This window comes from Streptomyces sp. WZ-12 (assembly GCF_028898845.1).
Lineage (GTDB): Bacteria > Actinomycetota > Actinomycetes > Streptomycetales > Streptomycetaceae > Streptomyces.
Genome location: NZ_CP118574.1, coordinates 2,929,722 through 2,954,767 on the forward strand (window position 1 = coordinate 2,929,722; position 25,046 = coordinate 2,954,767).

23 protein-coding genes and 1 pseudogene are annotated in these 25,046 nt (G+C 69.9%); 1 reads left to right on the forward strand and 23 read right to left on the reverse strand.

The window, feature by feature from the left end; all coding sequences use genetic code 11:
* Positions 1 to 32 precede the first annotated feature (32 nt).
* The 9 genes from PV796_RS12165 to rpsB form a co-directional block, all read right to left on the reverse strand.
* Positions 33 to 1,103, reverse strand: coding sequence for an ABC transporter ATP-binding protein (locus PV796_RS12165; protein ID WP_274912979.1), 1,071 nt, complete (start codon positions 1,101 to 1,103; stop codon positions 33 to 35).
* On the reverse strand, positions 1,104 to 2,867 hold the full coding sequence (locus PV796_RS12170) for an ABC transporter permease (protein WP_446750682.1): 1,764 nt from the start codon (positions 2,865 to 2,867) through the stop codon (positions 1,104 to 1,106).
* A complete protein-coding gene (locus PV796_RS12175) occupies positions 2,843 to 3,922 on the reverse strand; it encodes a thiamine ABC transporter substrate-binding protein (protein ID WP_274912981.1) in 1,080 nt (359 codons plus the stop codon). Before PV796_RS12175 ends, PV796_RS12170 begins: the two co-directional genes overlap by 25 nt.
* Before the next feature lie 261 nt (positions 3,923 to 4,183).
* A complete protein-coding gene (gene rlmN, locus PV796_RS12180; protein WP_274912982.1) occupies positions 4,184 to 5,296 on the reverse strand; it encodes a 23S rRNA (adenine(2503)-C(2))-methyltransferase RlmN in 1,113 nt (370 codons plus the stop codon).
* Positions 5,297 to 5,464: 168 nt separating this feature from the next.
* Positions 5,465 to 6,616, reverse strand: coding sequence for a phosphatidate cytidylyltransferase (locus PV796_RS12185; RefSeq protein WP_274912983.1), 1,152 nt, complete (start codon positions 6,614 to 6,616; stop codon positions 5,465 to 5,467).
* A complete protein-coding gene (frr, locus tag PV796_RS12190) occupies positions 6,616 to 7,173 on the reverse strand; it encodes a ribosome recycling factor (RefSeq protein ID WP_274912984.1) in 558 nt (185 codons plus the stop codon). The genes PV796_RS12185 and frr overlap by 1 nt, the downstream gene beginning before the upstream one ends.
* Positions 7,174 to 7,347: 174 nt before the next feature.
* The gene (pyrH, locus tag PV796_RS12195; RefSeq protein WP_274912985.1) at positions 7,348 to 8,109 is read right to left on the reverse strand and encodes a UMP kinase; all 762 of its coding nucleotides are present in this window, start codon (positions 8,107 to 8,109) and stop codon (positions 7,348 to 7,350) included.
* A 161-nt stretch (positions 8,110 to 8,270) separates the two neighbouring features.
* Positions 8,271 to 9,107, reverse strand: a complete 837-nt coding sequence (gene tsf, locus PV796_RS12200) for a translation elongation factor Ts (protein WP_274912986.1) — start codon at positions 9,105 to 9,107, stop codon at positions 8,271 to 8,273.
* Between the two features lie 109 nt (positions 9,108 to 9,216).
* Positions 9,217 to 10,086: a 30S ribosomal protein S2 gene (gene rpsB / locus PV796_RS12205; RefSeq protein ID WP_274912987.1), complete on the reverse strand. Its 870-nt coding sequence runs from the start codon at positions 10,084 to 10,086 to the stop codon at positions 9,217 to 9,219.
* 1,030 nt (positions 10,087 to 11,116) lie between these two features.
* Here rpsB and PV796_RS42365 point away from each other — a divergent pair.
* Positions 11,117 to 11,932 carry a M23 family metallopeptidase gene (locus PV796_RS42365; RefSeq protein ID WP_446750588.1) on the forward strand — a complete coding sequence of 272 codons (816 nt, stop codon included), beginning with the start codon at positions 11,117 to 11,119 and terminating at the stop codon, positions 11,930 to 11,932.
* A 456-nt stretch (positions 11,933 to 12,388) separates the two neighbouring features.
* Here PV796_RS42365 and PV796_RS12215 read toward each other — a convergent pair whose 3' ends face one another.
* The 14 genes and pseudogenes from PV796_RS12215 to rimM all read right to left on the reverse strand — a co-directional run bounded on the left by PV796_RS12215 (position 12,389) and on the right by rimM (position 24,984).
* Positions 12,389 to 12,928, reverse strand: a complete 540-nt coding sequence (locus PV796_RS12215; protein ID WP_274918984.1) for a TetR/AcrR family transcriptional regulator — start codon at positions 12,926 to 12,928, stop codon at positions 12,389 to 12,391.
* A 306-nt stretch (positions 12,929 to 13,234) separates the two neighbouring features.
* Positions 13,235 to 14,071 (reverse strand): RNA polymerase sigma factor WhiG, encoded by an 837-nt coding sequence (whiG, locus tag PV796_RS12220; RefSeq protein WP_274912988.1) that lies wholly within the window; start codon positions 14,069 to 14,071, stop codon positions 13,235 to 13,237.
* Between the two features lie 375 nt (positions 14,072 to 14,446).
* Positions 14,447 to 15,847, reverse strand: a complete 1,401-nt coding sequence (gene dprA / locus PV796_RS12225) for a DNA-processing protein DprA (RefSeq protein ID WP_274912990.1) — start codon at positions 15,845 to 15,847, stop codon at positions 14,447 to 14,449.
* A gap of 350 nt (positions 15,848 to 16,197) precedes the next feature.
* A pseudogene (locus tag PV796_RS12230) lies at positions 16,198 to 17,781 on the reverse strand (YifB family Mg chelatase-like AAA ATPase); the annotation flags it as partial.
* Positions 17,781 to 18,140 carry a YraN family protein gene (locus PV796_RS12235; RefSeq protein ID WP_274912992.1) on the reverse strand — a complete coding sequence of 120 codons (360 nt, stop codon included), beginning with the start codon at positions 18,138 to 18,140 and terminating at the stop codon, positions 17,781 to 17,783. The gene PV796_RS12235 and the pseudogene PV796_RS12230, both read right to left, overlap by 1 nt.
* A 468-nt stretch (positions 18,141 to 18,608) precedes the next feature.
* On the reverse strand, positions 18,609 to 18,917 hold the full coding sequence (locus PV796_RS12240) for a DUF2469 domain-containing protein (RefSeq protein ID WP_003980220.1): 309 nt from the start codon (positions 18,915 to 18,917) through the stop codon (positions 18,609 to 18,611).
* A gap of 38 nt (positions 18,918 to 18,955) precedes the next feature.
* Positions 18,956 to 19,471, reverse strand: coding sequence for an NUDIX hydrolase (locus tag PV796_RS12245; protein ID WP_274918985.1), 516 nt, complete (start codon positions 19,469 to 19,471; stop codon positions 18,956 to 18,958).
* Between the two features lie 82 nt (positions 19,472 to 19,553).
* The gene (gene lepB / locus PV796_RS12250) at positions 19,554 to 20,282 is read right to left on the reverse strand and encodes a signal peptidase I (RefSeq protein WP_274912996.1); all 729 of its coding nucleotides are present in this window, start codon (positions 20,280 to 20,282) and stop codon (positions 19,554 to 19,556) included.
* 54 nt (positions 20,283 to 20,336) lie between these two features.
* Positions 20,337 to 21,299 carry a signal peptidase I gene (lepB, locus tag PV796_RS12255; RefSeq protein WP_274918986.1) on the reverse strand — a complete coding sequence of 321 codons (963 nt, stop codon included), beginning with the start codon at positions 21,297 to 21,299 and terminating at the stop codon, positions 20,337 to 20,339.
* Positions 21,241 to 22,296, reverse strand: a complete 1,056-nt coding sequence (gene lepB, locus PV796_RS12260; RefSeq protein ID WP_274912998.1) for a signal peptidase I — start codon at positions 22,294 to 22,296, stop codon at positions 21,241 to 21,243. The genes lepB (PV796_RS12255) and lepB (PV796_RS12260) overlap by 59 nt, the downstream gene beginning before the upstream one ends.
* Positions 22,289 to 23,053, reverse strand: a complete 765-nt coding sequence (lepB, locus tag PV796_RS12265) for a signal peptidase I (RefSeq protein ID WP_274912999.1) — start codon at positions 23,051 to 23,053, stop codon at positions 22,289 to 22,291. Before lepB (PV796_RS12265) ends, lepB (PV796_RS12260) begins: the two co-directional genes overlap by 8 nt.
* Before the next feature lie 96 nt (positions 23,054 to 23,149).
* Entirely contained in the window at positions 23,150 to 23,497 is a 348-nt protein-coding gene (gene rplS, locus PV796_RS12270; protein ID WP_274913000.1) for a 50S ribosomal protein L19, read from the reverse strand.
* A gap of 132 nt (positions 23,498 to 23,629) precedes the next feature.
* Positions 23,630 to 24,439, reverse strand: a complete 810-nt coding sequence (gene trmD / locus PV796_RS12275; RefSeq protein WP_274913001.1) for a tRNA (guanosine(37)-N1)-methyltransferase TrmD — start codon at positions 24,437 to 24,439, stop codon at positions 23,630 to 23,632.
* Positions 24,439 to 24,984 (reverse strand): ribosome maturation factor RimM, encoded by a 546-nt coding sequence (gene rimM, locus PV796_RS12280; RefSeq protein WP_274913002.1) that lies wholly within the window; start codon positions 24,982 to 24,984, stop codon positions 24,439 to 24,441. The genes trmD and rimM overlap by 1 nt, the downstream gene beginning before the upstream one ends.
* Positions 24,985 to 25,046: the final 62 nt, after the last annotated feature.

A 25,046-nucleotide genomic window follows, 5' to 3' on the forward strand; every position in this document is an offset into this window, starting at 1 on the left:
GAGTCATGGCACAACTGCGGTATGCGACACGGTTATTCCACCGTGGCATCCAGCACCACCACGTCCTCGGAGGCGAAGGAGATCCCCACCCGCTCCCCCGTCTCCGGCGCCTGGCTCAGTGGGCAGGCCGCCTCCACCTGCGGTGCGCCCGCCGGCTGGAGCAGCAGCGCCACGTGCGTGCCGCGGAAGGTGCGCGCCGCGACCAGACAGGGCAGTCCGTCCTCCGGAGAGGTCAGCCGGACGCCGGCCGGGCGCACAAGCAGGCGGCACGGCCCGTCCGAAGTGCCCTCCGGGACCGGCACTTTGCCCCAGGGGGTGGCGGCGGCCCCGCCCTGTACGGTGGCCTCGACCACGTTGTCGAAGCCGAGGAAGCGGGCGACGAACGCGTTGGCGGGCCGCTGCCAGACGTCCAGAGGGGTGCCGCTCTGGGCGATCCGGCCGTCCCGCATCACCACGACCCGGTCGGCGAGCGCGAACGCCTCGCCCTGGTCGTGGGTGACGGCCAGCACGGTCGTCCCCAACTCGCGGAAGAGCCGCCGCAGTTCGACGACCAGTCGCTCCCGCAGCCCCCGGTCAAGCTGCCCGAGCGGCTCGTCCAGCATCAGCAGTCGCGGGCTCGGTGCGAGTGCGCGGGCCAGTGCAACCCGCTGCTGTTCACCACCGGACAGCGAGGCCACGGCCCGGCCCTGTGCCCCCGGCAGGCCGACGAGATCCAGCAGTTCCGCGACCGTGCGCTCCTGTTCGGCGCGCGAGGAACGCCGCATCCGCAGCCCGAACGCCACATTTCCCGCGACATCACGCTGCGGAAAGAGCTGGTGGTCCTGGAACATCAGCCCGACACCGCGCCGGTGCGTGGGCACCCCCGTCTGGTCGCGGCCTTCCAGCAACACGGCGCCCGCGTCGGTGTGTTGCAGCCCGGCGACCACCCGCAGCAGGGTGGACTTGCCGCTTCCGCTGGGGCCGAGGACGCAGACGGTTTCGTGCGCCGCGACGTCCAGGTCGACCGCGTCGAGAGCGGGGGCCGCACCGGGTGTGCCGAAGCGGACGGTGACGCCGTCCAGCCGCAGCATTTCCGATGTCGTGGTCCCGGTCTGTGTCGTCATCTAGAACTCCCCGGAGTGGTCGATGGGGCTGCCCCCGGCAGAGCCGGTCCGCGGCTGGGGACGGATCCGTTCCAGGGCCAGCAGGGCGCCCGCGCACACCACCATCAACATGGTCGACAGGGCCATCGCCTGGCCGTAGTTGAACTCCCCCGCGCGGCCCAGCAGCCGCGCCACGGCCACCGGAAGGGTCGGCTGATCGGGCCGTGCGATGAACACGGTCGCGCCGAACTCGCCGAGCGAGACGGCGAACGCGAAGCCCGCCGCGATGAGCACGGCTCGCCGCACCATCGGCAGATCCACCTCGCGCCAGACCCGCCAGGGCGAGGCGCCGAGGACGGCCGCCGCCTCCCGCAGCCGGCCGTCTACCGCCCGCAGGACGGGCAGCATGGTGCGGACCACGAACGGCACGCCCACCAGGGCCTGGGCGAGCGGCACCAGCCACCACGATTCCCTCAGGTCCAGCGGCGGCTTGTCGAGGGTGATCAGGAAGCCGAAGCCGACGGTCACGGCGGAGACGCCGAGGGGCAGCATCAGCAGCCCGTCGAAGCCACGCAGCAGCCGGGCGATCACGGGGGTGCGTCCCGACGGGCCGGCCGCCGGCCGGGAGCGGGTGAGTGCAGCTGCCGCCAGGCCGCCGATCAGCAGGGCGATCGCGGTGGCCGCGGCACCGTAGGAGAGGGAGTTCCAGAGGGCGTCGAGGGGGGCGACGGCGAAGGTGCTGTCGGCGGACGCGGCGGAGTGCAGTGTCTCGTAGAAGACCAGCCCGTAGCCGTGGGGCCCGGCGAAGGACCGTTCGACGAGCACGGCCAGGGGCAGGACGAGCAGCACGGCGATGACGGCGAGCGTGCTCCAGAGCAGCGCCCACTGGCCGCGGCCCCGCGGCCGACGGGCGGTGCGGGAGGCGTCGACGAGCCGCAGGGTCGATTCGCGGCGCCGCACGGTCCAGGCGTGCAGCCCCAACAGGCCCAGTACGGCGGCGAACTGGATCAGGGTCAGCACGGCGGCGGTGGGCAGATCCAGGAAGTCGGCGGTCTGCCGGTAGATCTCCACCTCCAACGTGGAGAAGGTGGGGCCGCCCAGGATCTGCACGACACCGAAGGAGGTGAAGGTGAAGAGGAACACCATCAGCGCCGCGGCGGCCACGGCAGGTCCCAGCGCGGGCAGCGTCACCCTCCGCCAGGCCGCGAACCGTCCGGCTCCCAGGACCCGGGCCGCCTCCTCCTGACGCGGGTCGAGTTGGGCCCAGAGCCCCCCGACGGTACGGATGACGACCGCGTAGTTGAAGAAGACGTGCGCGAGCAGGATCGCCCACACCGAGGTGTCCAGCCGGACGCCCCACAGGTTGTCCAGCAGCCCGCCCCGGCCGACCAACGCCAGGAAGGCGGAGCCGACGACAACGGTGGGGAGCACGAAGGGCACCGCGACCACTGCCCGCAGCAGTTGCTTGCCGGGGAAGTCGAAGCGGGCGAAGACGTATGCGCCGGGCAGCGCGAGCAACAGCGTCAGCCCCGTCGAGGCGGCGGCCTGCCAGACGGTGAACCACAGCACGTGGAGGACGTCCGGGTCGCCGAGCACGGCGGCGAACCTCCCGAACTGCCACTGCCCGCCGTCCTTCAGTCCGCGCCCGACGATCACGGCGACTGGATAGGCGAAGAACAGCGCGAAGAAGGCGAGCGGCAGGGCCATCAGACCGAGCCGCACCGCCGTTCCGCGCGCGGGCCTCCTGGGCCGGGCGGGGGCTACTTCAGAACGAGCGAGGACCACTGCTTGATCCACTGGTCACGGTTCTTGGTGATCGTCGCCGGGGCGAGCGTCGCCGGCTTGTCGATCGCGGTGCCGTAGCGGGTGAACAGCTCCGGCACCTTGGCATCCTTGCGCGCCGGGTTGACGAACATCTGCAGCGGCATGTCCTCCTGGAACTTCTTCGACAGGAGGAAGTCGAGCAGCGCCTTGCCGCCCTTCTCGTTCTTGGCGCCCTTGAGCAGACCGCCGAATTCGATCTGCCGGAAGCAGGTGCCCGTCGAGACGCCCGTCGGGGCCTCCTTGGGCGCGGGGTTCTTGCCCAGCACCTCGGCGGGCGGGCTGGAGGCGTAGGAGACCACCAGTGGCTTGTCCCCCTTGCCCTTGCCGGCCGCGGAGCCCGAGAAGCGCTCGTTGTACGCCTGCTCCCAACTGTCCACGACCTCGACGCCGTTGGCCTTGAGCTTCTTCCAGTAGTCCGGCCAGCCGGCCTCGCCGTGGGTGGCGATAGTGCCGAGTTGGAAGGCGAGACCCGGAGAGGAGGTGGCGGAGTTCTCGGTGACCAGCAGGTTCTTGTACTGCGGCTTGAGCAGGTCGTCGAAGGTCTGCGGCGGCGCCAGCTTGTGCTGGGTGAAGTAGGCGCGGTCGTAGTTGACGCAGGTGTCGCCGTAGTCCAGGGGCGTGACGCGGTGGGCGTCCTTATCGAGCTGGAGGTCGGCCGGGACGTTCTCCAGACCCTTGGCCTTGTAGGAGGTGAAGAGGCCGGCGTTCAGGCCGCGCGAGAGCAGGGTGTTGTCGATGCCGAAGAAGACGTCGCCCTGCGGGTTGTCCTTGGCCAGGATCGCCTGGTTGACGGCCTTGCCCGCGTCCCCGCCCCTGAGCACCTTGACCTTGTAGCCGGTCTCCTTCTCGAAGGCGGCCAGGACGGATTTGGAGGCGTTGAACGAGTCATGGCTGACGAGTGTGACGGTCTTGGCATCCGCGCTGCCGCCGGTGCCGGAGCTACCGCACCCGGCGAGTGCGGTGATGCCGGCCACCGCGGTGAGCGCTGCCGCGGTGATCCTGCTGGTGGTGCTCACTGAGTTCCTCCTGGCTGGCCAGGAAGAGACGCGGCCCCGCCCGGTGTCCACTGCGTTCTGCGTCGATGACGCTCGGCAGCGAGCGGTGGGCGGGGCGCAACAGCATGAGTGACGACCGAACTTCCTACCCGGAATGACCCGGGCGAGGTTCAAGGGTCTGCGGGCGCCGTAGGGCTACGACGCGTCCGCACTCTCAGCGCTGTGGCGCTCCCCTGTCGGAATGAATGTGCGTTTTTCCCACGCCACCGTACCAGCGGGTGCTCAGCGTTCCGAGGCCGCCAGTTGCCCGCAGGCGCCGTCGATCTCCTGGCCCCGGGTGTCCCGGACGGTCACGGGCACGCCGTGCGCCTCGATGGCCCGTACGAACGCCAGCTCGTCCTCGGGCCGCGAGGCGGTCCACTTCGAGCCCGGCGTCGGATTGAGCGGAATGAGGTTGACGTGGACCCGCTTGTTCTTGAGCAGCCGCCCCAGCAGGTCACCGCGCCATGCCTGGTCGTTGATGTCACGGATCAGCGCGTACTCGATCGAGACCCGGCGGCCGGACTTCTCGGCGTACTCCCATGCCGCATCCAGCACCTCGCGGACCTTCCAGCGGGTGTTGACCGGCACGAGGGTGTCGCGCAGCTCGTCGTCGGGCGCGTGCAGCGACAGCGCGAGCCGGCACTTGAAGCCCTCGTCGGCGAACCGCAGCATCGCCGGGACCAGCCCGACGGTGGAGACGGTGATGCCGCGCTGGGAGAGGCCCAGCCCGTCCGGCTCGGGGTCGGTCAGCCGCCGGATGGCGCCGACCACGCGCTTGTAGTTGGCGAGCGGCTCGCCCATGCCCATGAAGACGATGTTGGACAGTCGCGCCGGGCCGCCGGGAACCTCGCCGTCGCGCAGGGCCCGCATCCCGTCGACGATCTGGTGCACGATCTCCGCGGTGGAGAGGTTGCGGTCCAGCCCGGCCTGGCCGGTGGCGCAGAACGGGCAGTTCATGCCGCAGCCGGCCTGCGAGGAGATGCACATGGTGACCCGGTCCGGGTAGCGCATCAGAACGGACTCGACGAGGGTGCCGTCGTGCAGCCGCCACAGCGTCTTGCGGGTGGTGTCGTCGTCGCACGAGATGTGCCGCACCACCGACATCAGGTCCGGCAGCAGTTCCGCGGCCAGCTTCTCGCGCGCCGCCGCGGGGATGTCGGTCCACTGCGCCGGGTCGTGCGCGTAGCGGGCGAAGTAGTGCTGCGACAACTGCTTGGCACGGAACGGCTTCTCACCGATCGCGGCCACCGCCTCGCGGCGCTCGGCCGGGCTGAGGTCGGCGAGGTGCCGTGGGGGCTTCTTGGCGCCGCGGGGGGCGACAAACGTCAGTTCTCCCGGGGCCGGGCGTGCCATGGGCGGAAACTCCTCTGTGCGACGAGGCCGGACGGCTTCCGCCGACGCGGAGCCAGGGGCCGGACGGGGCCGGAACCAGGGGACCTCACGGATCGTCCCCGCGGTCGCGGGAACGGGAAGGGCGCGCCGCGAACGAGCGGCGCGCCCTCCAAGGGTAACCGGCTGCGGTCAGCCCGCTCCCACGAAGATCACGAACAGCAGCCAGACCACCGGGGCGGTCGGCAACAGCGAGTCCAGCCGGTCCATGATTCCACCGTGGCCGGGCAGCAGGGTGCCCATGTCCTTGATGCCCAGGTCCCGCTTGATCATGGATTCGCCGAGGTCACCCAGGGTCGCGCTGACCGCGACCGCCAGGCCGAGCAGCAGCCCCTCCCACCAGACGCCGCCCTTGATCAGGAACTGCATGCACAGCGCGCCCGCCACCATCGCGAAGAGCACCGCACCGACGAGTCCCTCGCGGGTCTTGCCCGGGCTGATCCGCGGCGCCAGCTTCTTCTTCCCGAAGCGCCAGCCGATCGCGTAGGCACCGGTGTCGCTGACGACCGTCAGCAGCAGGAACGTCAGCACCCGCTGCGGCCCGTCGTCCGCGGCCGCCAGCATCAGGGCCACGAACGTCGCCAGGAACGGTACGTAGAACGCCGCGAAGACCCCGGCCGTGACGTCCCGGAGGTAGTTCTGCGGCGCCTCCGTCATCCGCCAGACCAGGACGGCGAGCGCGGTGAGCGACATCGCCACCCACGCCCCCTCGGCACCGCGCACATACCCGGCGATCACCATGGCGGTGCCGCCGACCGCGAGCGGGACCAGCGGCACCCGGATGTCCTTGCGCTCCGCCAGCCGCGAGGTCAGTTCCCACAGACCCACGACGACGGCGAGCGCTATGACACCGATGAACACCGGCTTGTAGACGAAGAGCGAGGCGAGGATCACCGCGCCGAGTCCGACGCCGACCCCTATGGCGGCGCGCAGATTGCGCCCCGCGCTCTTCTTCTGCGGTTTCACTGGGTCGCTGTCGGACCCGGGGAGCGAGGTCGGCATGGGCTCCTGCGGCCTGTCGTCGCGGAACAGGGGGCCGCTCAGTCGAGCAGCCCCCCGGTCGTCCAGGTTGTCCTGGTCATCCCGGATGTCCCGATGGTCGTCCTGGTGTCCGCCCGGCTCGGGCACGATGGGCATGGGCCGAGTCTGCGCCGCGCCGCCCCTGCCGTGCACGGGACCCGCCGGGGCGGGGGGCGCCGCCCCGCGCAGCGAGGCGGCCGGTCCGTGATCGGGCGGTCCCCAGTGTCCGGCGCCGACCGGGGTCCCCCAGGATGACTCGTTCATCAGACCTCTAGGAGCTCGGATTCCTTGTGCTTGAGGAGCTCGTCCACCTGCGCGACGTACTTCGCGGTGGTGTCGTCGAGCTCCTTCTCGGCCCGGCGCACCTCGTCCTCGCCCGACTCCTTGTCCTTGACGAGCTTGTCGAGCGACTCCTTGGCCTTGCGCCGCACGCTGCGGATCGAGATCTTCGAGTCCTCGGCCTTGTTCTTGGCGACCTTGATGAACTCGCGCCGGCGCTCCTCGGTGAGCTCCGGGAAGTTCACGCGGATGATGTTGCCGTCGTTGCTCGGGTTGACGCCGAGGTCCGAATCGCGGATCGCCTGCTCGATGTTGCGCAGCGCGCTCTTGTCGAAGGGGGTCACCACGGCCATCCGCGGTTCCGGCACCGAGAACGACGCCAGTTGGTTGATGGGCGTCATGGCACCGTAGTAGTCGGCCACGATCTTGTTGAACATCGCCGGGTGCGCACGCCCGGTGCGGATCGCGGCGAAGTCCTCCTTGGCGACCACGACGGCCTTCTCCATCTTCTCCTCGGCTTCGAGGAGGATCTCTTCGATCACCACTTGCTCCTGGTCTTATCGGTAAGAAGCAGAGCCTCGCCCCTGCCGCGCGTCTTCTCCTGCACGGTGTCCGACCGGCAGGCGGTTGTCCATCCCCGTACCGAGGTCTTCCCACGACCGGGGGTTGCCGCCCGTACGAGCCGACACCCGTACGGAATCAGGCAGTTGAGGCCGTCAGGCCCGGGTGTTCTGATCGCTGACGAGCGTGCCGATCTTCTCACCCTTCACCGCACGCGCGATGTTCCCCTCAGCGAGCAGCTCGAACACGAGGATCGGAAGCTTGTTGTCCCGGCACAGCGTGATGGCGGTGGCGTCGGCGATCTTCAGGTCGCGGGTGATGACCTCGCCGTATTCGAGGGCGTCGAACTTGACCGCGTCTGGGTTCTTCTTGGGGTCGGAGTCGTAGACGCCGTCCACGCCGTTCTTCCCCATCAGCATGGCCTCGGCGTCGATCTCCAGGGCGCGCTGGGCGGCGGTGGTGTCGGTGGAGAAGTACGGCATGCCCATACCGGCGCCGAAGATGACGACGCGGCCCTTCTCCAGGTGACGCACCGCGCGCAGCGGGATGTACGGCTCCGCGACCTGTCCCATGGTGATGGCCGTCTGGACCCGGGAGTCGATGCCCTCCTTCTCCAGGAAGTCCTGGAGGGCCAGGCAGTTCATGACCGTACCGAGCATGCCCATGTAGTCGGAGCGGGCCCGGTCCATGCCGCGCTGCTGGAGTTCGGCACCGCGGAAGAAGTTGCCGCCGCCGATCACGATGGCGATCTCATAACCGTCACGGACCACCGCGGCGATCTCGCGGGCGATGGCGTGCACGACATCGGGGTCCACACCGAGTCCGCCGCCACCGGCGAACGCTTCGCCCGACAGCTTCAGAAGGAAGCGTCGCTTACCGGCTTTGTGGGTGTCTGCGCCGTCGGCACCGTGATTCATTGAGCTCTCCTCGTGCACATACGAAGAAGGCCATTGCCGTGGGTCTTGGTCAGATCCCTGTCCGGCAATGGCCTCCTCGTCACATCTGCGGCCGACCGATGAGCGGCCGACTGCGTACGACCCTAGCGGGGCCGTAGGTCATTCGCTGCCTCGCGGCAGGCTCAGATGCCGACCTTGATGCGCGCGAAGCGCTTCAGGGTGACGCCGGCCTCCTGGAGAACCTTCTCCACGGACTTCTTGTTGTCGAGCGCGTACGGCTGGCCGAGCAGCGTCGCGTCCTTGAAGAAGCCGTTGAGGCGACCCTCGACGATCTTCGGCAGCGCGGCCTCGGGCTTGCCCTCGGCGCGGGTGGTCTCCTCGGCGACGCGGCGCTCGGCCTCGACGACCTCGGCCGGCACGTCCTCCTTGGAGAGGTACTTCGGGGCGAACGCGGCGATGTGCTGCGCGATGCCCTTCGCGATCTCGGCGTTGTCCTTGTCGAGCTCGACAAGGACACCGATCTGGTGCGGTAGGTCGGGCATCGTGCGGTGCATGTACGCCGTCACGTAGCCGTCGGAGAACTGCGCGAAGCGGTCCAGGACGATCTTCTCGCCGAGGTTCGCGTTGGCCTCGTCGACGTACGCCTGGACGGTCTTGCCGGCCTCGATCTCGGAGGCGAGCAGGGCCTCAAGGTCCGCCGGGTTGGTCTTGGCGACGTGCGCGGCCAGAGCGTTGGCGACGGCCTGGAACTTCTCGCCCTTGGCGACGAAGTCGGTCTCGCACTTGAGCTCAAGGATCAGACCGGAGGTGTTGTCGTCCGCGAGCAGGGAGACCACAGCGCCGTTCTCGGCGGAGCGGCCCTCGCGCTTGGCGACGCCCTTCTGGCCCTTGACGCGCAGGACCTCGACGGCCTTGTCGACGTTGCCCTCGGCCTCTTCCAGGGCCTTCTTGCAGTCCATCATGCCGGCGCCGGTGAGCTCGCGGAGCTTCTTGACGTCAGCGGCGGTGTAGTTCGCCATGGTCTGTGAATCTCTTCTCGAAATCGCGAAAGTCGAAAGATCTACGGGTGGACGGCGGGGGCGGCGCCTGTGGCACCTTCCCCCGCCGTCAACCAACCAGTCTGAGAGGTCAGCCCTGCTCGGCCGGCTTCTCGGCCTCGGCGGCGGGCTTCTCGGCCTCAGCGGCCGGGGCCTCGGCCTTGGCGGCCTCGTCGTCGGACTTCTTGTCGCCTTCGAGCAGGTCGCGCTCCCACTCGGCCAGCGGCTCGCCGGCCTTCTCGCCCGGCTTCTGGTCGCCGGTCGCGGCACCGGAGCGGGCGATCAGGCCCTCGGCGACGGCGTCGGCGATCACGCGGGTGAGCAGGGTGACCGAGCGGATCGCGTCGTCGTTACCCGGGATCTTGTAGTCGACCTCGTCCGGGTCGCAGTTGGTGTCGAGGATCGCGACAACCGGGATGTTGAGCTTGCGCGCCTCGCCGACGGCGATGTGCTCCTTCTTGGTGTCCACGATCCAGACGGCGCTGGGCACCTTCTGCATCTCGCGGATACCACCGAGGGTCTTCTCCAGCTTGGCCTTCTCGCGGGAGAGGACCAGGAGCTCCTTCTTGGTGAGGCCGGAGGCGGCCACGTCCTCGAAGTCGATCTGCTCAAGCTCCTTGAGGCGCTGCAGACGCTTGTAGACGGTCGAGAAGTTGGTCAGCATGCCGCCGAGCCAGCGCTGGTTCACGTAGGGCATGCCCACGCGGGTCGCCTGCTCAGCAATGGCCTCCTGGGCCTGCTTCTTCGTACCGACGAACATCACCGAGCCGCCGTGCGCGACGGTCTCCTTGACGAACTCGTAGGCGCGGTCGATGTACGACAGCGACTGGAGCAGGTCGATGATGTAGATGCCGTTGCGCTCCGTGAAGATGAAACGCTTCATCTTCGGGTTCCAGCGGCGGGTCTGGTGCCCGAAGTGGACGCCGCTCTCCAGCAGCTCCCGCATCGTGACGACGGCCATGGCCGTACTCCTTGTTATCTCGGTTCCACCGCGACCGGCTGATCGCAGTGCCTGACGCCCCGACGCGCCTGCCAGGGGAGGAACCGGGTGGAACCTTCCGAGGACCGAGGAGCGCGGCCGACGTGCTGCCCGAACGGGACTACTGCACTGGCGGCGGGGCGTGCGAAGTCGACCCGGTGACCCGGATCGCCATCAGAAGTGTACGGGACGGGCGATGCACCAGGCGACACGCACCATTTCCGCGCCCCTTCAGGGTGACGCCGTTATCCACAACCACCCTTCCGTCCACAGCTTTTGACCAAGATCCCCGCGCCTGCTCCGCATCCGCGATCGTCAAAACATGCGACGAATCACCGGCCCGACCAACCGACGGCCTCATGCCACGCTCCCACCACACCGACGACGCAACGTGACCCACCCACGACTCTCCGCCCCTGCCAGAAGGCCCCACATCGAACGAAGGCAACTCCCTGGGTACGGAGGCTCACCGGGCTTCCGCCCTGACCGGCAGTGCCGCCACGGACCGCCTGTGGAACGAGAGGCTGGGATGGATCTGGTCGGTGAGCGCTCACTCCAAACGGCGCGGCCCCGCGCCGAGTCCACGCCGGTTGCCTCTTCCATGCCTGCGTCCGTGCCTGTGTCCGTGCCTGTGTCCGTGACGGGTTCGGGGCGGACTTCAGATCCAGGGCTGAGCTCGGGGCCGGATCCGGGTTCGGCATCAGCTCCGGCCCCAGTCCCAACTCCAGCTCCCGCGCACGGATCCGCCTCGGCGTCGCCTCAAGAACCGAGCCAAGATCGTGCCCAGGTGAAGGCCACAGGAGTTGCCACCCAAAGCCGGGCAACGCGGGGACAGGAGGTGTCATCAAGCCGAAACCGCCAAGACGGCGGCCGGCACCCACTCCCTCCGGCGCTCCCCCCACTCACGCTGTGCGCTCTGTGTGCCCTGTGCGCTCTCTGCCTGTGCGTACTGTGCCTCGGGGCATCTAGAGAAGCGATCAGTACGGCAGGGGTGGCCAACGAGGCGTCGCCGATGGCCAGCGTGGCGCCTCCCTTGGCCAAGGCCGGGGTGAAGCTGGCTGCCCTACCGGCAGCTTCGACGGCGGACCGCTCCTGGCCAGTCGACGGCCCTGGCGGGGCACCGCCCACGGTGCTGCGCGGCTGGGAGCCGCCTCCAACACCCTGGTCGGCAGGACACAGGGGCGTCGATCTTGCGGCATCCACAGACACAGTCGTCAAAGCTGCTGCGCCCGGACGGATCACTTTCGCCGGCACCGTCGCCGGCCGCGGCGTTCTCACCATCGAGGTGTCCAACTCGGGCCACCCACCGTTGCGCACCACCTACGAACCGGTCCGCGCCTCCGCCCACAAGGGCCAACAGGTCGCCGCCGGCCAGCCCGTCGGTGTGCTGGAGGGCGGCCCCTACCACTGCCGCGCCCCATGCCTTCATTGGGGCCTACTACGTGGCACGACCTACCTTGACCCGCTCTCGCTACTGCCACCGGCCATACTCCACGGCGCCCACTCGCGCCTGCTTCCGGTCTTCGGCATCCCCGAACCCAACGCCGTACCGGAAGTCGGACTCTCTCGTCCACATCGCGAACAACCAGCCCTCGCCAACCGTGAAGGGACGAGCACATCGGCGGACGCTACCGGTGCAGCCCTACTCGGCACACTCGCTCTCGCCGGCGCCGCCCTGTGGGCGTTGGGCCGCCTGCGCGGATCCGTAGAAAGGAAGGAACGAGCTAAGCGGCACGGCGCTGTCCCGTGCACCCGCAGTGAGAGACGGCGGTTGGGCCTCTTGCGGCGTGGCGGAGGACCGAAACGGTGGAGACCGAAACACACGTAGTGGGAGAGGAGGCGTAGGGCGAGTTCAGCGCGAGGTGCTCCGACCAATACAGAGATGCGCTACCCCGTACGGCCGCCCAGTACAGCCCGGTTGAGCCTGCTGGCACTGGCCGCGCAACGCTGCAGGGCCGCCCAACACGCGGAGCGCACTGCGGGCTGCGCACTGCGGGCTGCGCACTGCGGGCTGCGGGCTGCGGGCTGCGGGCTGCGGGCTGCGGGCTGCGGGCTGCGGGCTGCGGGCTGCGGGCTGCGGGCTGCGGGCTGCGGGCTGCGGGCTGCGGGCAAACGACCAGTTAGGGGAGGTGGAGGGGCGGGGGCGGGGGCGGGGGCGGGGGCGGGGGAAGGAAAGCTCAAAAGCTCCGGAGGAGCGAGCCAGTCCCTCCCCCAACAACCAACCCTCACCTCCAGCGCCCGCGACCTCACCGCTCTGCCGGAGGCCCCCACCTCACACCGGAACTCAGCCGCGCACCCCGTTAAGGGCCATTGCCACCGCTGCTTCCGTGATCTCTTCCGGGTTTTCGGCGGCGCCAAGTTCGATGCGGCGGACCGCGGCGTCGACGACTCCCTGAAGCAGCATCGCGGCGAGACGGGGCTGTGCGTGGCCGAGGGTGGCCAGCGCCTCGACGATCATGGCGATCAGTCCGCCGTGCGCCGCGCGGATCTTCTCCCGGGCGCCGGCGTCGAGTTCACCAGCGGAGATGGCGACGACGGCGCGGTGGCGACGGTCGCCGACCAGGGCGAGTTGCTGGCGCACGTACGCCTCGACCTTCCCTTCGGGCGTCTCGGCGCTCTCCATCGCCGACTCGACCTCCGCGGCCCATACGGGGAAGTCGACGGCGCACAGTTCTTCGACGACGGCCGCGCGGGAGCGGAAGTACTCGTATACGGAGGAGCGCGCCAGTCCTGTGCGCTCGGCGAGGGCAGGGAAGGTCAGCGCTTCCGTTCCGCCCTCGGACAGCAGGGTGCGGGCGGCGTCCAAGAGGGCGCCGCGCTGCATCGTCCGGTGCTCGGCCACCGAGGCCGCTCGAATCCTGGGCACGTCACCACTGTACGGATGGCGTCCTCGTCGTGGCACTCCGCATCGCGACATGGATCGTCGTGACACGGGTCATCGCGACATCGATGCAGGATCGATATCGCGACTTCACACCTCCCGACCGTTATGCCTTTCCCCTAGCCCACCCATTACCGCGGCCCGTGATCCGGCGAACAACCCAGTAGCCCCCGCGGCCCCCGAAGCCCACCACGTCCATACAACGGACCATCACTCACCCGCGGCATCCCCCGGACGCGCCCGCTGCCCTCAACGCCCAACGTCCGCCAGCTTCGCGCGGAGCTGGAGTACGGACTTGGTGTGAATCTGGCTGACCCTGCTCTCGGTGACGCCGAGGACGTTGCCGATCTCGGCGAGGGTGAGGCCCTCGTAGTAGTAGAGGGTGACCACGGTCTTCTCGCGGTCGGGCAGGGTGTTGATGGCGCGCGCCAGCAGCCGCCGCAGTTCGCGGTCCTCGGCGATCTCTACCGGGTTCTCGGCGGCGGTGTCCTCCAGGGTGTCCATCAGGCTCAGGCGTTCTCCGCCTTCGCCTCCGACGTGGAGGAGTTCTTCCAGCGCGACGACGTTCGCCAGGGACAGTTGGCTGAAGACGCCGTGGAGTTCTTCGAGCGGGATGCCCATCTCGTCGGCGACCTCCGCCTCAGTAGGCGTGCGACGCAGTTGCGCTTCGAGGGTGGCGTAGGCACGTTCCACTGCCCGGGCCTTCTGGCGTACGGATCGCGGGATCCAGTCCAGGGCGCGCAGTTCGTCGATCATCGCGCCGCGGATGCGGGTGATGGCGTACGTCTCGAACTTGATGGAGCGTTCGGGCTCGAACTTCTCGATGGCGTCGATGAGTCCGAAGACTCCGGAGGAGACGAAGTCGGCCTGCTCGACGTTGGGTGGCAGTCCGACGCTGACGCGGCCGGCGACGTATTTGACCAGCGGCGAGTAGTGCAGGATCAACTGTTCCCGCAGGCGACCGTCGCCTGACGCCTTGTAGGAACGCCACAGCTCGTCGAGCGAGGTGGGCGGGGCAGGGCGCACGCTGCCGCGCGCGGCGGGTGGTACTGCCGCGCGGTCAGACCCGGAGGTGTGCTGGGGCATTCGTCGCCTTGAGCCGTTCTGCCGAGACGGGGGTGGGTGGATGTATGAGGCTTGAACTGTCGTGAGCGTAGCGTGACCGCGGCGTCGCGGTGTGCGAGGAAGGCAGGTTGAGTGTGCGCAGATACGTTCCGCTGCCCGCACCCCAGGGTTACTTTGCGCGACACGGCGGCACTCGGACGGAGCGTCGGAGGCGCGTGCGCCGGGAGTGCGCCCCCGGGGGGGCGGTGGGGGCGGACGAGGTGGTGCAACGGGCGGGATCCTTTGCGTGCGCCGTGCCGAATCGCGGGCGTCCAACGGGCCTGCCGCATACGCCGAAGCACGGCAAATCTGGCTTCTGCGGTCATTCCCCTCACCCTTTCACCCGTTCGCGCCAGGTCAAGTACCGCCTCGCCGGGAACCTTCGGTCGAGTTGGCGCGTCGCACCAACTCCCAGCTCTCACCGCACCTTTGAACGAATCCGAGGGAGTGGAGCTCAAAGAGCTTGCCCTGGGTGAGATCGCGGGGCGTGCCCGACTCCCGGGCCAAGTGGGCGGTATCAGCGCCGCCACGTGCGGGTAGCGCTTCAAGCACTCGGAGGGCGACCGGGTCCAACAGGTCGTGGGCGAACGTTGGACCGCGGCGCTCGGGAGCCAGCTCGCCGATGCTGCCGACGAGTTCGATGACCTCGTCTGCGTCGGTGACCACCGCCGCCTCGCCGCGCAGGAGTTGATGTACCCCGGCGGAGAGCCCACTGGTGATCGGGCCCGGCATGCCCATCGTGAAGCGCCCGAGATCTAACGCTCGTCGGGCGGTGACCAGCGATCCGCTGCGGAGTTCGGCCTCCACGACGACCGTACCGCGGGTCAGGGCGGCGATGACGCGGTTGCGTTGGACGAAACGGCTCCGGGTGGGATGGTCTCCCGGTGGCAACTCGGCGATGACCAGCCCCTGTTCGGCGATCCGGTCGATCAACTCGGTGTGTCCGCGCGGATAGGAATGGTCGATGCCGGAGGCGAGCACGGCGATGGTCGGGCCGTCCGCGGCGAGCGCGCCGCGATGGGCAGCGCCGTCCACGCCGTACGCCGCCCCGGAGACGATCGTCCAGCCGCGTTCGGCGAGCCCCGCGCCGAGGGTGGTGGCTAGGTGGGCGCCGTAGTCGGTGCAGGCCCGCGCCCCGACCACGGCGACCGAGCGGAGCGCCCAGATGCGCAAGTTGGCCGCGCCGCGCACCCAGAGGCCGATGGGGCGGGCGTCGCCGAGGTCGTCCAGTTGGCTTGGCCATTCCTCGTCGCCCGGGCAAACGAAGCGTCCGCCGAGCGCGGCGACGGCGGCGAGATCGGCGGCGGGCCGGGCTCGCGCCGCGCGCAGTCGGAGGCCCGCGAACTTGGTCGGGCTGGCGCCGACGGGTGGTGGCGCATCGTCTTCGGAGAGCGCGTGCCAGAGGGCCACAGGGCCCATCTCGCGCAGCCAGCGGCCGGCGGTTTCGTCACCCGGTTCGAGAATCCGGGTGAGCGCGGCGCGGGCAGCCCGCTGCGGTTCGTAGCTTCGGGAAGCAGGGGTTGCGGTGCGGGGAGCGGCGCGCTTCCGGGCGGCCGCATCGGCCGTCGCGCGGAGCGGCTCACCGGACGCCCCAACGGCGCGGCCGGTTTTCGCCAGGGCATTGTGGGTGGGGCACCGCTTGCTGGAGCCGGGCCCGGAGCCGGATTTCGGCTCCGCTCCAGACCCATGACTCGCCTCCGGTACGGGCTCCTCCTCTGCCCCGTTCGTGACGAAGCCCCATTCATCGATGGTGTTCATCGCTCGTCCTCGCCATCCACCACCTGGCGGACAAGAGCGATCCGCGGCCTGTGATCCCGTGTCTTCTTGCGCCTCTCCCCCTTGGCCGTTCGCAACGGCTGCCCCGTCCTGGGCACTGCCGTCGCCGGCCGCTCCGCTCCCGTCCTCATCGCGTTCGCCCCCGCCCCTGTGGTCTCCGGCTCCGCCCTCGCCTCGGGTTGCCCCTCCGTCTCGGCATCCGGGGCCCGTTCCGTCCCTGCCGTTGACTGTGCGTCGGCGTCGCCGCGCAGTCTCGCTCCGGCCACGGTGGACGCTCTCGCTCCGCCTCCCGTACCGGCCCGTGCCGTCGTGCCCGTCTGCGTGGTGAAGGCCCCGCGCCTTACGCCCGTGCGGAGTTCCAGCGCCCAGTTGACGTCCTCTTTGGTCGGGCGGTCGCGGCCCGCGAGGTCGGCGGCGGTCCAGGCGACGCGGAGCACCCGGTCGAGCCCACGGGCCGTCAAGAGGCCGCATTCCAGGTCGCGTTCGACCTGGTTCAGCGCGCCGGGGCATACGGGCCAGCGAGTCCGTAGTTCGTGACCAGGCACCTCGCTGTTGGACTGCCAAGGCGTGTCGGCGAAGCGGGCCGCGGCGCGTTCGCGGGCGGCGCGGACGCGTTCGGCGACGGTGGCGGTGGATTCGGCGCTGCGGCCGAGGGCGATCAGTTCGGAGCGGGCGACCGGCTCCACGGCGATCCGGAGATCGATGCGGTCCATCAACGGTCCGGAGAGTCGGGCGCGATACCTGCGGATCGAGGAGGGCCGGCATTCGCAGCCACCGGCGGTGGTGCCGTGCCGCCCGCAGGGGCATGGGTTGGCCGCGAGGGCGAGCAGGAAGCGCGCGGGCATCCGCATCATGCCGCCGGCGCGGGCCACGACGACATGGCCCGATTCGAGTGGTTGGCGAAGCGCGTCCAGGACGCGCGGGCTGCACTCGGCCGCCTCGTCGACGAACAGTACGCCGTGGTGGGCGAGGGATACCGCCCCTGGGCGGGGCAGCCCGGTCCCGCCGCCGACCAAGGAGGCCATGGTGGCGGAGTGGTGCGGAGCGCAGTAGGGCGGGCGGTGGACGAGTGGCTGACCGGGCGGAAGGGTGCCGGCGACCGAGTGGACGGCGGTGACCTCCAGGGATTCCTTGGGTGTCAGGGGTGGCAGTAGCCCCGGGAGCCGTTCGGCGAGCATGGTTTTGCCGGCACCCGGTGGGCCCTTGAAGAAGATGTGGTGGCGCCCGGCGGCGGCCACTTCGAGGGCGCGTCGGGCGTTGTGCTGACCGGCGACGTCGGCGAGGTCGGGGGTGTGTTCGCTGGATGGGAGGCCGGCGGTGACGCCGTTGCCGGGCATGACGAGCCCGGCCAGGAGCGGATCGGGGCGGCCTTCGGCGAGGGGGCTGTCCTCTTCGGGGACCGGTTCGTCGCTGAGCACGGCGATGAGTTGCCGCAGGCTGCGAATGCCGAGGACGGCGACGCCGGGGACGAGTGAGGCTTCGGCGACGGTCTGTTCCGGCACGACGACCTGGCGGTAGCCGGCCTCGGCGGCGGCGAGCACGGCGGGCAGCACGCCGCGGACGGGGCGGACCCGGCCGTCGAGACCAAGCTCGCCGATCATCATGAGGTCGGTGAGCTCGCGGGGGTCGAGCCGCTCGGCGGCGCCGAGAACCGCGCAGGCCACGGCGAGGTCGAAGCCGCTGCCGCTCTTGGGGACGGACGCCGGGCTGAGGCCGACGGTGAGCTTCTTCTGCGGCCACTCGGCCCCAGAATTGACCACTGCGGCGCGAACCCGGTCCCTGGACTCGACCAGGCTCTTGTCGGGCAGTCCGACCAGGGTGAACGCGGCCACGCCGGGCTCCAGATCGGCCTGGACCTCGACGACCACGCCCTCGACGCCGACCAGCGCCACGGAGCAGGTGCGGGCGAATCCCATCACGCCACCCCCCGTACGTGCTCAACCACGGGGGCGCCGCGAGCGGGCAGCAGGACGCCGATGACATCGATGCGGACGCCGCCGGGCGGTGGGCCGCCGTGCCGTTCCATCCAGCGCTCGGCGAGCAGCCGCAGCCGGGCGGTCTTCTCGGGCCGGACCGCCGCCATGGGGTGTTCGTACCAGCTCGCCCGACGGGTCTTGACCTCGCAGACGACCAGGGCGTCGCCGTCGGCGGCGACGATGTCGATTTCTCCGTCGCGGCAACGCCAGTTGCGGTCGAGGATCCGCATCCCGGCTTCGAGCAGCCGCCGTACGGCCAGGTCCTCGCCGTAGCGGCCGAGGGCATTGCGCGGCGTCATCGGGGCGGCTGGTTGCGCGGGCTTCCGTGCCGCTCCCGGGGGCGCAGACACCGCGCGTGCTGTCGAGGCTTCCGGCAGCGCCCGCCCCTCGCGACCCGTCGGGGAACGGCCATCGGGCCGCCGCCTTCCGGGCTCGCGGGCTAACCCGTGGCCTCCACTCCCCGACCCCCGAGGGGGGCTCTTGGGAGCACTGTCACCCTCTCCTGGGGCGCACTCTCGGCACTTGGGGTTGCCGAACTTGTCGTTCTTCCCGGCGTCTGTCGCGTCCGCGGCCTGTTGGCCGGCGTGCATGGCGTTCATGCGGTACCACCTCCGGCACCGACTGTGACGCCTCCGCACAGATCTATTGGATCTTGGTGGATAACCGCCCTGCTGTGGATAACTCCGTCACCCGCCGGGGCGGCGCGCGTAGGCGCCCGGCCCCCTCAGCCTCCGCCCCCAGGGCCGCGTCGCCCCGCGCGCCGCTTCTCAGCTTCCGGGAAGATCCAGATCGCTCTTGTTGAGCTCTTCGATGTTCACGTCCTTGAACGTGAGCACTCGCACCTGCTTGACGAACCGGGCCGGTCGGTACATGTCCCAGACCCAGGCATCGGCCATCGAGACCTCGAAGAACACCTCACCCTGCACGGAGTGCACCTGCATCTCGTAATCGTTGGTGAGGTAGAAGCGACGCTCGGTCTCGATCACGTATTTGAACAGCCCGACGACGTCTCGGTACTCCCGGTAGAGCTTCAGCTCCATCTCGGTCTCGTACTTTTCGAGGTCCTCGGCGCTCATGGCAGATCCCCTTCAGCCGTGCGTCCCCCTATTGTGCGTCAGACCCTCTCGGTCTCCAGGAGCACCGGCGCACTCGGGGGCCCTTCGTCGAGCAGTGTGCGCAGCAGCTCGGCGAGTCTGGTCGGATACACCGTCTCATGCGACGCCGACAGTTCCTCCGAGGTCCACCACCTCAATCCGGAGACGCTGCGTCGTTCCAGGTCCGTGTGGCCCGCGGTGTCGGTGGTGGTCCGGTCGGTCCGTGCCAGGTAGTACCACTCGTCCTGCTCCCAGCGTCGCCCGTCGAAGGGGAAGGCGCAGCGGCGCTTCCACAGCAGCGGGCCGAGGGTGGCCTCGGTGATAGCGGTCTCCTCGGCGAGCTCGCGCAGGGCCGCCTCCGCACGGGTCTCGGCGCCCTCCAGGCCGCCGCCGGGGGTGAACCACCAGGTCTCGGACGGGCTGTCCGGTTCGAAGCCGTGCAACAACAGGATCCGGTCGTCCGGATCGAGCAGCACGACGCGGGAGACCTGGCGCACCTCAGCGTCCTGCGCAGGAACAGCGGCCTCGGTGGCCAGAGGCTCCGCGCCTGTCTCGCCATCCCCATCCGCGCCGTCCGTCCCGACGGCCACCCGCTCCGGCCCCGGCCTCAACTCCCGCTCACCCACGTCCGCGTCCCTTCCGTCGCATGATCGGCCCGTATGCCGCTCCTCCAAGGATGAGCACGGCCCCGGCGACGACCGCCAGGACGATGGGCGAGAGCGGTCCCGGTTGCGAGGTGCCTCCCGGGAGCGCGGCGAAACCCTCGGGGCGCTGGAGCATGCCGATGCTGCCGAGCGGCCAGGCGCGGGCGTCGACCCGGGCGGCGACGGCGCTGCGCGGCACGGAGCCGTGATCGCCGTCGGTGAGGTGGACGCGCGAGTCGAGGGAGTCGTTGCGGTGGTCGCCGAGGAGGAAGAGCTGGTCAGTGGGGACGGTGGCCCGGAATCCGACGGGTGAGGCGGGGCCGTTGCCCTGGAGATACGGTTCCTCGACGGGGGTTCCGTTGACCGTGAGTTGGCCCTTCTTGGTGCAGCAGGCGACCTTGTCGCCGCCGATGCCGACGACCCGCTTGACCATCGGCAGGTCGCTCCAGGTGGTGTCCTTGAAGACGACGACGTCGCCGCGGCGTATCGCGGAGCCGTCGACCTTCTCGGCGAGGACCCGGGCGCCGGCGGCGATGGTGGGCGACATCGAGTCGGTGGGCACGGTGTAGGGGCGGTAGATCAGCGCGCCCCACACGAAGCCCCCCAGGAACAGCACACAGCCGACGGCCACGGCCAGACCGGACAGGATGCTGCCCTTGGTCCGGCCGTGGCCGTCCGTCGATCGTTCCGTAGTGCCGCTCATCCCAGCGCTCCCGCCCCGCGGGGCGGGCCCGCGTCGAAGATCCGGGACGGCACCTTACCTGGGGTTACGCGCTGCGGTCAGCCTCCTGCGGCGCCAGATGACGAGCGGTACCGCGCCGGCGAGCCCCATCGCGGCCGGAGCCGCACCCATTGCCTTGTTGATCCCGGACTGGTCGAAGGTGTCCGGTACGGGGAGGGTTGCCCAACGGTTGATCGGCCAGGCGATGGTGAAGGCGCGACCGACGACCTCGGACTCGGAGACCGTCCCGTTGCCGGGGAGGTTCTGGTGGTAACGGGAGTCGAGGGAGTCGTCCCGGTGGTCACCCATGACCCAGATCCGCCCCTTGGGGACGTGGATCGGGCCGAACGGGCGGTCGCCGCACGGGGTGGCGTTGGGGAAGATGTAGGAGTCTTCCTTGAGGGCCTTGCCGTTGACCTTCACCGGGCCGGTGCCCTGGCACTCGACGGTGTCACCGCCGACCGCGATGACCCGCTTGATCAGGTCCTTCTCCTCGGCCGACGGCATCAGCCCGATGAAGCTGAGGACCTTCTGCACGGGGTTGGGCTGCGGGGTGGGGGTCTCGTTGAGCCAGCCGCCCGGGTCGTGGAAGACGACGACCTCGCCGCGCTCCGGCTTGGAGCCGAACCACGGTGTCAACTTGTCGACCAGCACCCGGTCCCCGCGCTGGAGGGTGTCCTGCATCGAATCGGACGGAATCGAGAACGCCTGTACCAGGAACGTCTTGATCAACAGTGCGAGGAGCAGGGCGATGCCGATGAGGATCGGCAGTTCCTTCCAGAAGGCACGCGGCTTCTTGCCTTTGGTCACGCTGCCGATCGCCTCCTCGTCGGCCGCTGTGTCCGACTGCTTCGATAGATCGGTCCGCGGCCGGTCCGGCGCGGACCCGCCTGACTGGGCCTGTGGCTGATGTACGGAACTCGCCGCCTGCGACGTGGACTCACCGCGTCCCGCCGGCTCTTCGGGCTCTTCGGTTCCGGACCGCGCGCCGACCGCCAAGTCCCCCACATCCACTCCTTACTCCGCGCTGTCGCCTGCCCGTCAACCGGTGCAGGCCCACCACTCCCATAACGAGCGGGAGTTCCGCAGGGGTCGGGAGTACGGTCAAACTGTCGGGTGACACCCTATGCGCTGCACCCGCCGCCGAGGCCCTCGCACCCGGCGCGTCGTGCACGGCGGCGAAGGTGTCCCGCTCTTCGAGGAACCGCCAGTGACTGAACGGCCAGGCGATGACCACCGCCCGGCCGACGACGTTGTCCTCGGAAACGGTGCCGTGGTAGGGCTCGTCCAAGTGGTAGCGCGAATCCGCCGAGTTGGAGCGGTGGTCACCCATCACGAAGATCCGCCCGGTGGGGACGTTCACCGTGAACTTCAGCTCGGAGGGCGGGTTTCCGGGGTGCACGTAGGGCTCGGTGAGCGGGGTGCCGTTGACGGTGACCCGCCCCTGCTTGTCGCAGCAGCGGACGGTGTCGCCGCCGACCGCGATCACACGCTTGATGAGGTCCTGCTCGTTGGCGGACGGCAGCAGTCCGATGAAGGTCATGACGTCCTTGATCGGGCCGGGGTTGCCGGTGGACTGGTTCTGCTCGCCCTTGAGCCAGCCGCCGGGGTCCTTGAAGACGACCACGTCGCCGCGGTGCGGCTTGGCGCCGAACCACGGGGTGAGCTTGTCGACCAGCACCCGGTCGCCGATCTTGATCGTCTGCTCCATGGAGCCGGACGGGATCACGAACGCCTGCACCAGGAACGTCTTCAGGACCAGCGCGATGGCCAGCGCCACCCCGACGAGGATCGGGATTTCCTTGAGGTAGGAACGGCGCCTGCGGCGCTTGATGCGCTTGGCCTGCCGGCGTCGCTCGGCCCGCCCGCCGGTCGCCCGGCGGGATCCCGGCGCCGCGCCGGCGGTCTCCCCCTCGCCACCGGGCGTCCCGTCGCCCTCCGGGGCCGGCCCTACGGTGCTCTGCTCCCCGTGGCGAGGACGTCCGTGGCTACCCATGGGGGCCTGCCGGGGCCGGTATACGGGCGAAGGCCCCAGGGGTGTCGAGGGCGCTCCAGCGGCTGAACGGCCAGGTGATCAGGGCGGCACGGCCGATGACCTTGTCCAGCGGGATGGTGCCGCCGCCCGGTTCGCCGAGGTGGTCGCGGGAGTCGCTGGAGCGGGCCCGGTGGTCGCCCATGACCCACAGCCGGCCCGGGGGCACCACGATGTCGAAGGGGACGGCGGAGGGCGCGTCCCCGGGATGGAGATACCCCTCGGTCACCGGCTCACCGTTCACGTCGATCCGCCCCCGTTTGTCGCAGCAGGTCACTCGGTCCCCACCGACGCCGATGACGCGCTTGACGTAATCGGTGTCGTCGGACCGGGCCAGGCCCAGCGCCGCGCCCGCCTTGCGCAGCAGTCCCGTGACGGGATTCTCCCCCTGCTCCCTGTGAACGAAAGATCCGGTGCCGTCGAAGACGATGACGTCGCCGCGCCGGGGGGTGGCGCCGAAACGGTACGCCAGCTTGTTCACCAGGACCCGGTCACCGACCCGGAGGGTGTTCTCCATAGAGGTGCTGGGGATCAGGAACGGCTGCGCGACGAAGGTGCTGAGCAGGAACAGGAACGCCAGGCACAGCGCGAAGAGGGTGATCGGCCGGTACCGCAGCTCACCGGCCCGGGCCCACAAACGCGCGGAGCGCGACCGCCGCTCCGACCCCTGGGCGGGGTCGGGAGTGGGGTCGCGCTCCGTGAGCTGTGCGTCGGTGTCCATGAGGCCCAGAGCCTATCCGGCCGGGCCCGGACGCCGGTCGCGAGCGTGGCCTCGCGGTGCATCGGAGCTGGTCGTTGCCGCCCCGGTGCGGCGGGCTCAGCGCTCGCGCTTCTCCTTGATCTTGGCGGCCTTGCCGCGCAGCTCGCGGAGGTAGTACAGCTTGGCGCGGCGCACGTCACCGCGGGTGACGACCTCGATCTTCTCGACGATCGGGGTGTGCACCGGGAAGGTGCGCTCGACGCCGACCGAGAAGCTGACCTTGCGGACCGTGAAGGTCTCGCGCACGCCGGCGCCCTGGCGGCGGATGACAACGCCCTTGAACTGCTGCACACGAGAGCGGTTGCCCTCGATGACGCGGACGTGGACGTTGACGGTGTCACCCGGGCGGAAGGCCGGGATGTCGCTGCGCAGCGCCGCGGAGTCGACGGAGTCGAGGAGGTTCATGACCCACTGCTTTCTTCGCCGATGCCACAGGTCATCAGCGGAATGATCGGAAAGGTTGGTTCGCTGCCGGTCACCGGGCGGACGTCGTTCCCCCTGTGGCAGGGGCGCACGCCGGGCGCGGACAACAGCGGCTCATTCTTCCACGGCGTGGTTCGTCCGCCCAAATCGGCCGCCCTCGCCCTCGGCCCAGCCCAATATGGAGAGCATCTCGCGGTCCTTCTTGTCGAAGGCGGCGGGGTCGGCGCGCTCGATCAGATCCGGGCGATTGCGGTCGGTACGGCGGAACGCCTCGTCGCGGCGCCACCGGGCGATCTTGCCGTGGTGGCCGCTGACCAGCACCTCCGGGATGGCACGGCCGCGCCACTCCGGGGGCTTGGTGTAGACGGGGCCCTCCAGGAGGTCGGCCATCGCCCCGGGAGCGAAGGAGTCGTCCTGGTGGGAGGCGGCGTTGCCCAGGACGCCGGGCAGCAGTCGGGCCACCGCCTCGACCATGACCAGCACCGGGGCCTCGCCGCCGGCCAGGACGTAGTCGCCGATGGAGACCTCGCGGACGTCCAGGCGGTCGCCGTACTCCTCGATGACGCGGCGGTCGATGCCCTCGTAGCGGGCCGGGGTGAACACCAGCCAGGGCTTGGCGGAGAGTTCGACGGCGAGCTGCTGGGTGAACGGGACGCCACTGGGCGTCGGCACGACCACGACCGGCTCGCCCTCGCCGGACGCCAGGATGCCGTCGAGCGCCTCGCCCCACGGCTCGGGCTTCATGACCATGCCGGGGCCGCCACCGTAGGGGGTGTCGTCGACGGTGTGGTGCTTGTCGTGCGTGCACTCCCGCAGGTCGTGGATGCGCACGTCGAGCTGTCCGCGGGCGCGGGCCTTGCCGACCAGCGAGACGTTCAGCGGTTCGAGGTACTCGGGGAAGATCGTGACGACGTCGAGCCGCATCAGATCTCCTCGCGGTTGGAGGCGATCTCGGCCTGGGCCTCGTCGAGGAGTCCCGGCGGCGGGTCGATGATCGCGCGCTGCTCCTCCAGGTCGATCTCGGGCACGATCTCCGCGACGAACGGGATCATGACGTCGCCGCCCTCGGGCCGGGCGACGATCAGCAGGTCCTGGTAGGGCAGGTGGGACACCTCGGTGATCCGGCCGACGGCGGTGCCGTCCCGGGTGACGACATCGAGGTCGATCAACTGGTGGTCGTAGAACTCCTCGGGGTCCTCGGGGAGTTCCTCGGGGTCGACCTCGGCGATCAGCAAGGTGTTGCGCAGCGCTTCGGCGGCGGTGCGGTCCGCGACGCCGTCGAAGCGCAGCAGCAGCCGGCCGCTGTGGACCCGGCCGGTGGCGATGGTCAGCGGCCCGGCGGACGACGGGTCGGTGGCCAGGACGGCGCCCGGGGCGAGCCGGAGCTCCGGCTCGTCGGTGCGCACCTCTACGGTGACCTCGCCCTTGATCCCGTGGGCGCGGCCGATCCGGGCGACTACCAGCTGCACTGTGCTCCTCTTTGCGGCTAAGCCGCCGCCGCTTTCGCGGAGGTGGCCGAGGAACGCCGTGG

Bases quoted from the DNA above. Each gene is read 5' to 3' on its own strand.
- PV796_RS12185 (WP_274912983.1), bottom strand. From the start codon at position 6,616: ATGAACGAGTCATCCTGGGGGACCCCGGTCGGCGCCGGACACTGGGGA.
- pyrH (WP_274912985.1), bottom strand. From the start codon at position 8,109: ATGAATCACGGTGCCGACGGCGCAGACACCCACAAAGCCGGTAAGCGA.
- rplS (WP_274913000.1), bottom strand. From the start codon at position 23,497: ATGAACCTCCTCGACTCCGTCGACTCCGCGGCGCTGCGCAGCGACATC.
- PV796_RS42365 (WP_446750588.1), top strand. From the start codon at position 11,117: ATGGCCAGCGTGGCGCCTCCCTTGGCCAAGGCCGGGGTGAAGCTGGCT.
- whiG (WP_274912988.1), bottom strand. From the start codon at position 14,071: ATGCCCCAGCACACCTCCGGGTCTGACCGCGCGGCAGTACCACCCGCC.
- rlmN (WP_274912982.1), bottom strand. From the start codon at position 5,296: ATGGCACGCCCGGCCCCGGGAGAACTGACGTTTGTCGCCCCCCGCGGC.
- lepB (WP_274912998.1), bottom strand. From the start codon at position 22,296: ATGGGTAGCCACGGACGTCCTCGCCACGGGGAGCAGAGCACCGTAGGG.
- PV796_RS12165 (WP_274912979.1), bottom strand. From the start codon at position 1,103: ATGACGACACAGACCGGGACCACGACATCGGAAATGCTGCGGCTGGAC.
- PV796_RS12240 (WP_003980220.1), bottom strand. From the start codon at position 18,917: ATGAGCGCCGAGGACCTCGAAAAGTACGAGACCGAGATGGAGCTGAAG.
- PV796_RS12235 (WP_274912992.1), bottom strand. From the start codon at position 18,140: ATGACGCCGCGCAATGCCCTCGGCCGCTACGGCGAGGACCTGGCCGTA.
- tsf (WP_274912986.1), bottom strand. From the start codon at position 9,107: ATGGCGAACTACACCGCCGCTGACGTCAAGAAGCTCCGCGAGCTCACC.
- lepB (WP_274912996.1), bottom strand. From the start codon at position 20,282: ATGAGCGGCACTACGGAACGATCGACGGACGGCCACGGCCGGACCAAG.
- dprA (WP_274912990.1), bottom strand. From the start codon at position 15,847: ATGAACACCATCGATGAATGGGGCTTCGTCACGAACGGGGCAGAGGAG.
- trmD (WP_274913001.1), bottom strand. From the start codon at position 24,439: ATGCGGCTCGACGTCGTCACGATCTTCCCCGAGTACCTCGAACCGCTG.
- rpsB (WP_274912987.1), bottom strand. From the start codon at position 10,086: ATGGCCGTCGTCACGATGCGGGAGCTGCTGGAGAGCGGCGTCCACTTC.
- PV796_RS12215 (WP_274918984.1), bottom strand. From the start codon at position 12,928: ATGCAGCGCGGCGCCCTCTTGGACGCCGCCCGCACCCTGCTGTCCGAG.
- lepB (WP_274912999.1), bottom strand. From the start codon at position 23,053: ATGGACACCGACGCACAGCTCACGGAGCGCGACCCCACTCCCGACCCC.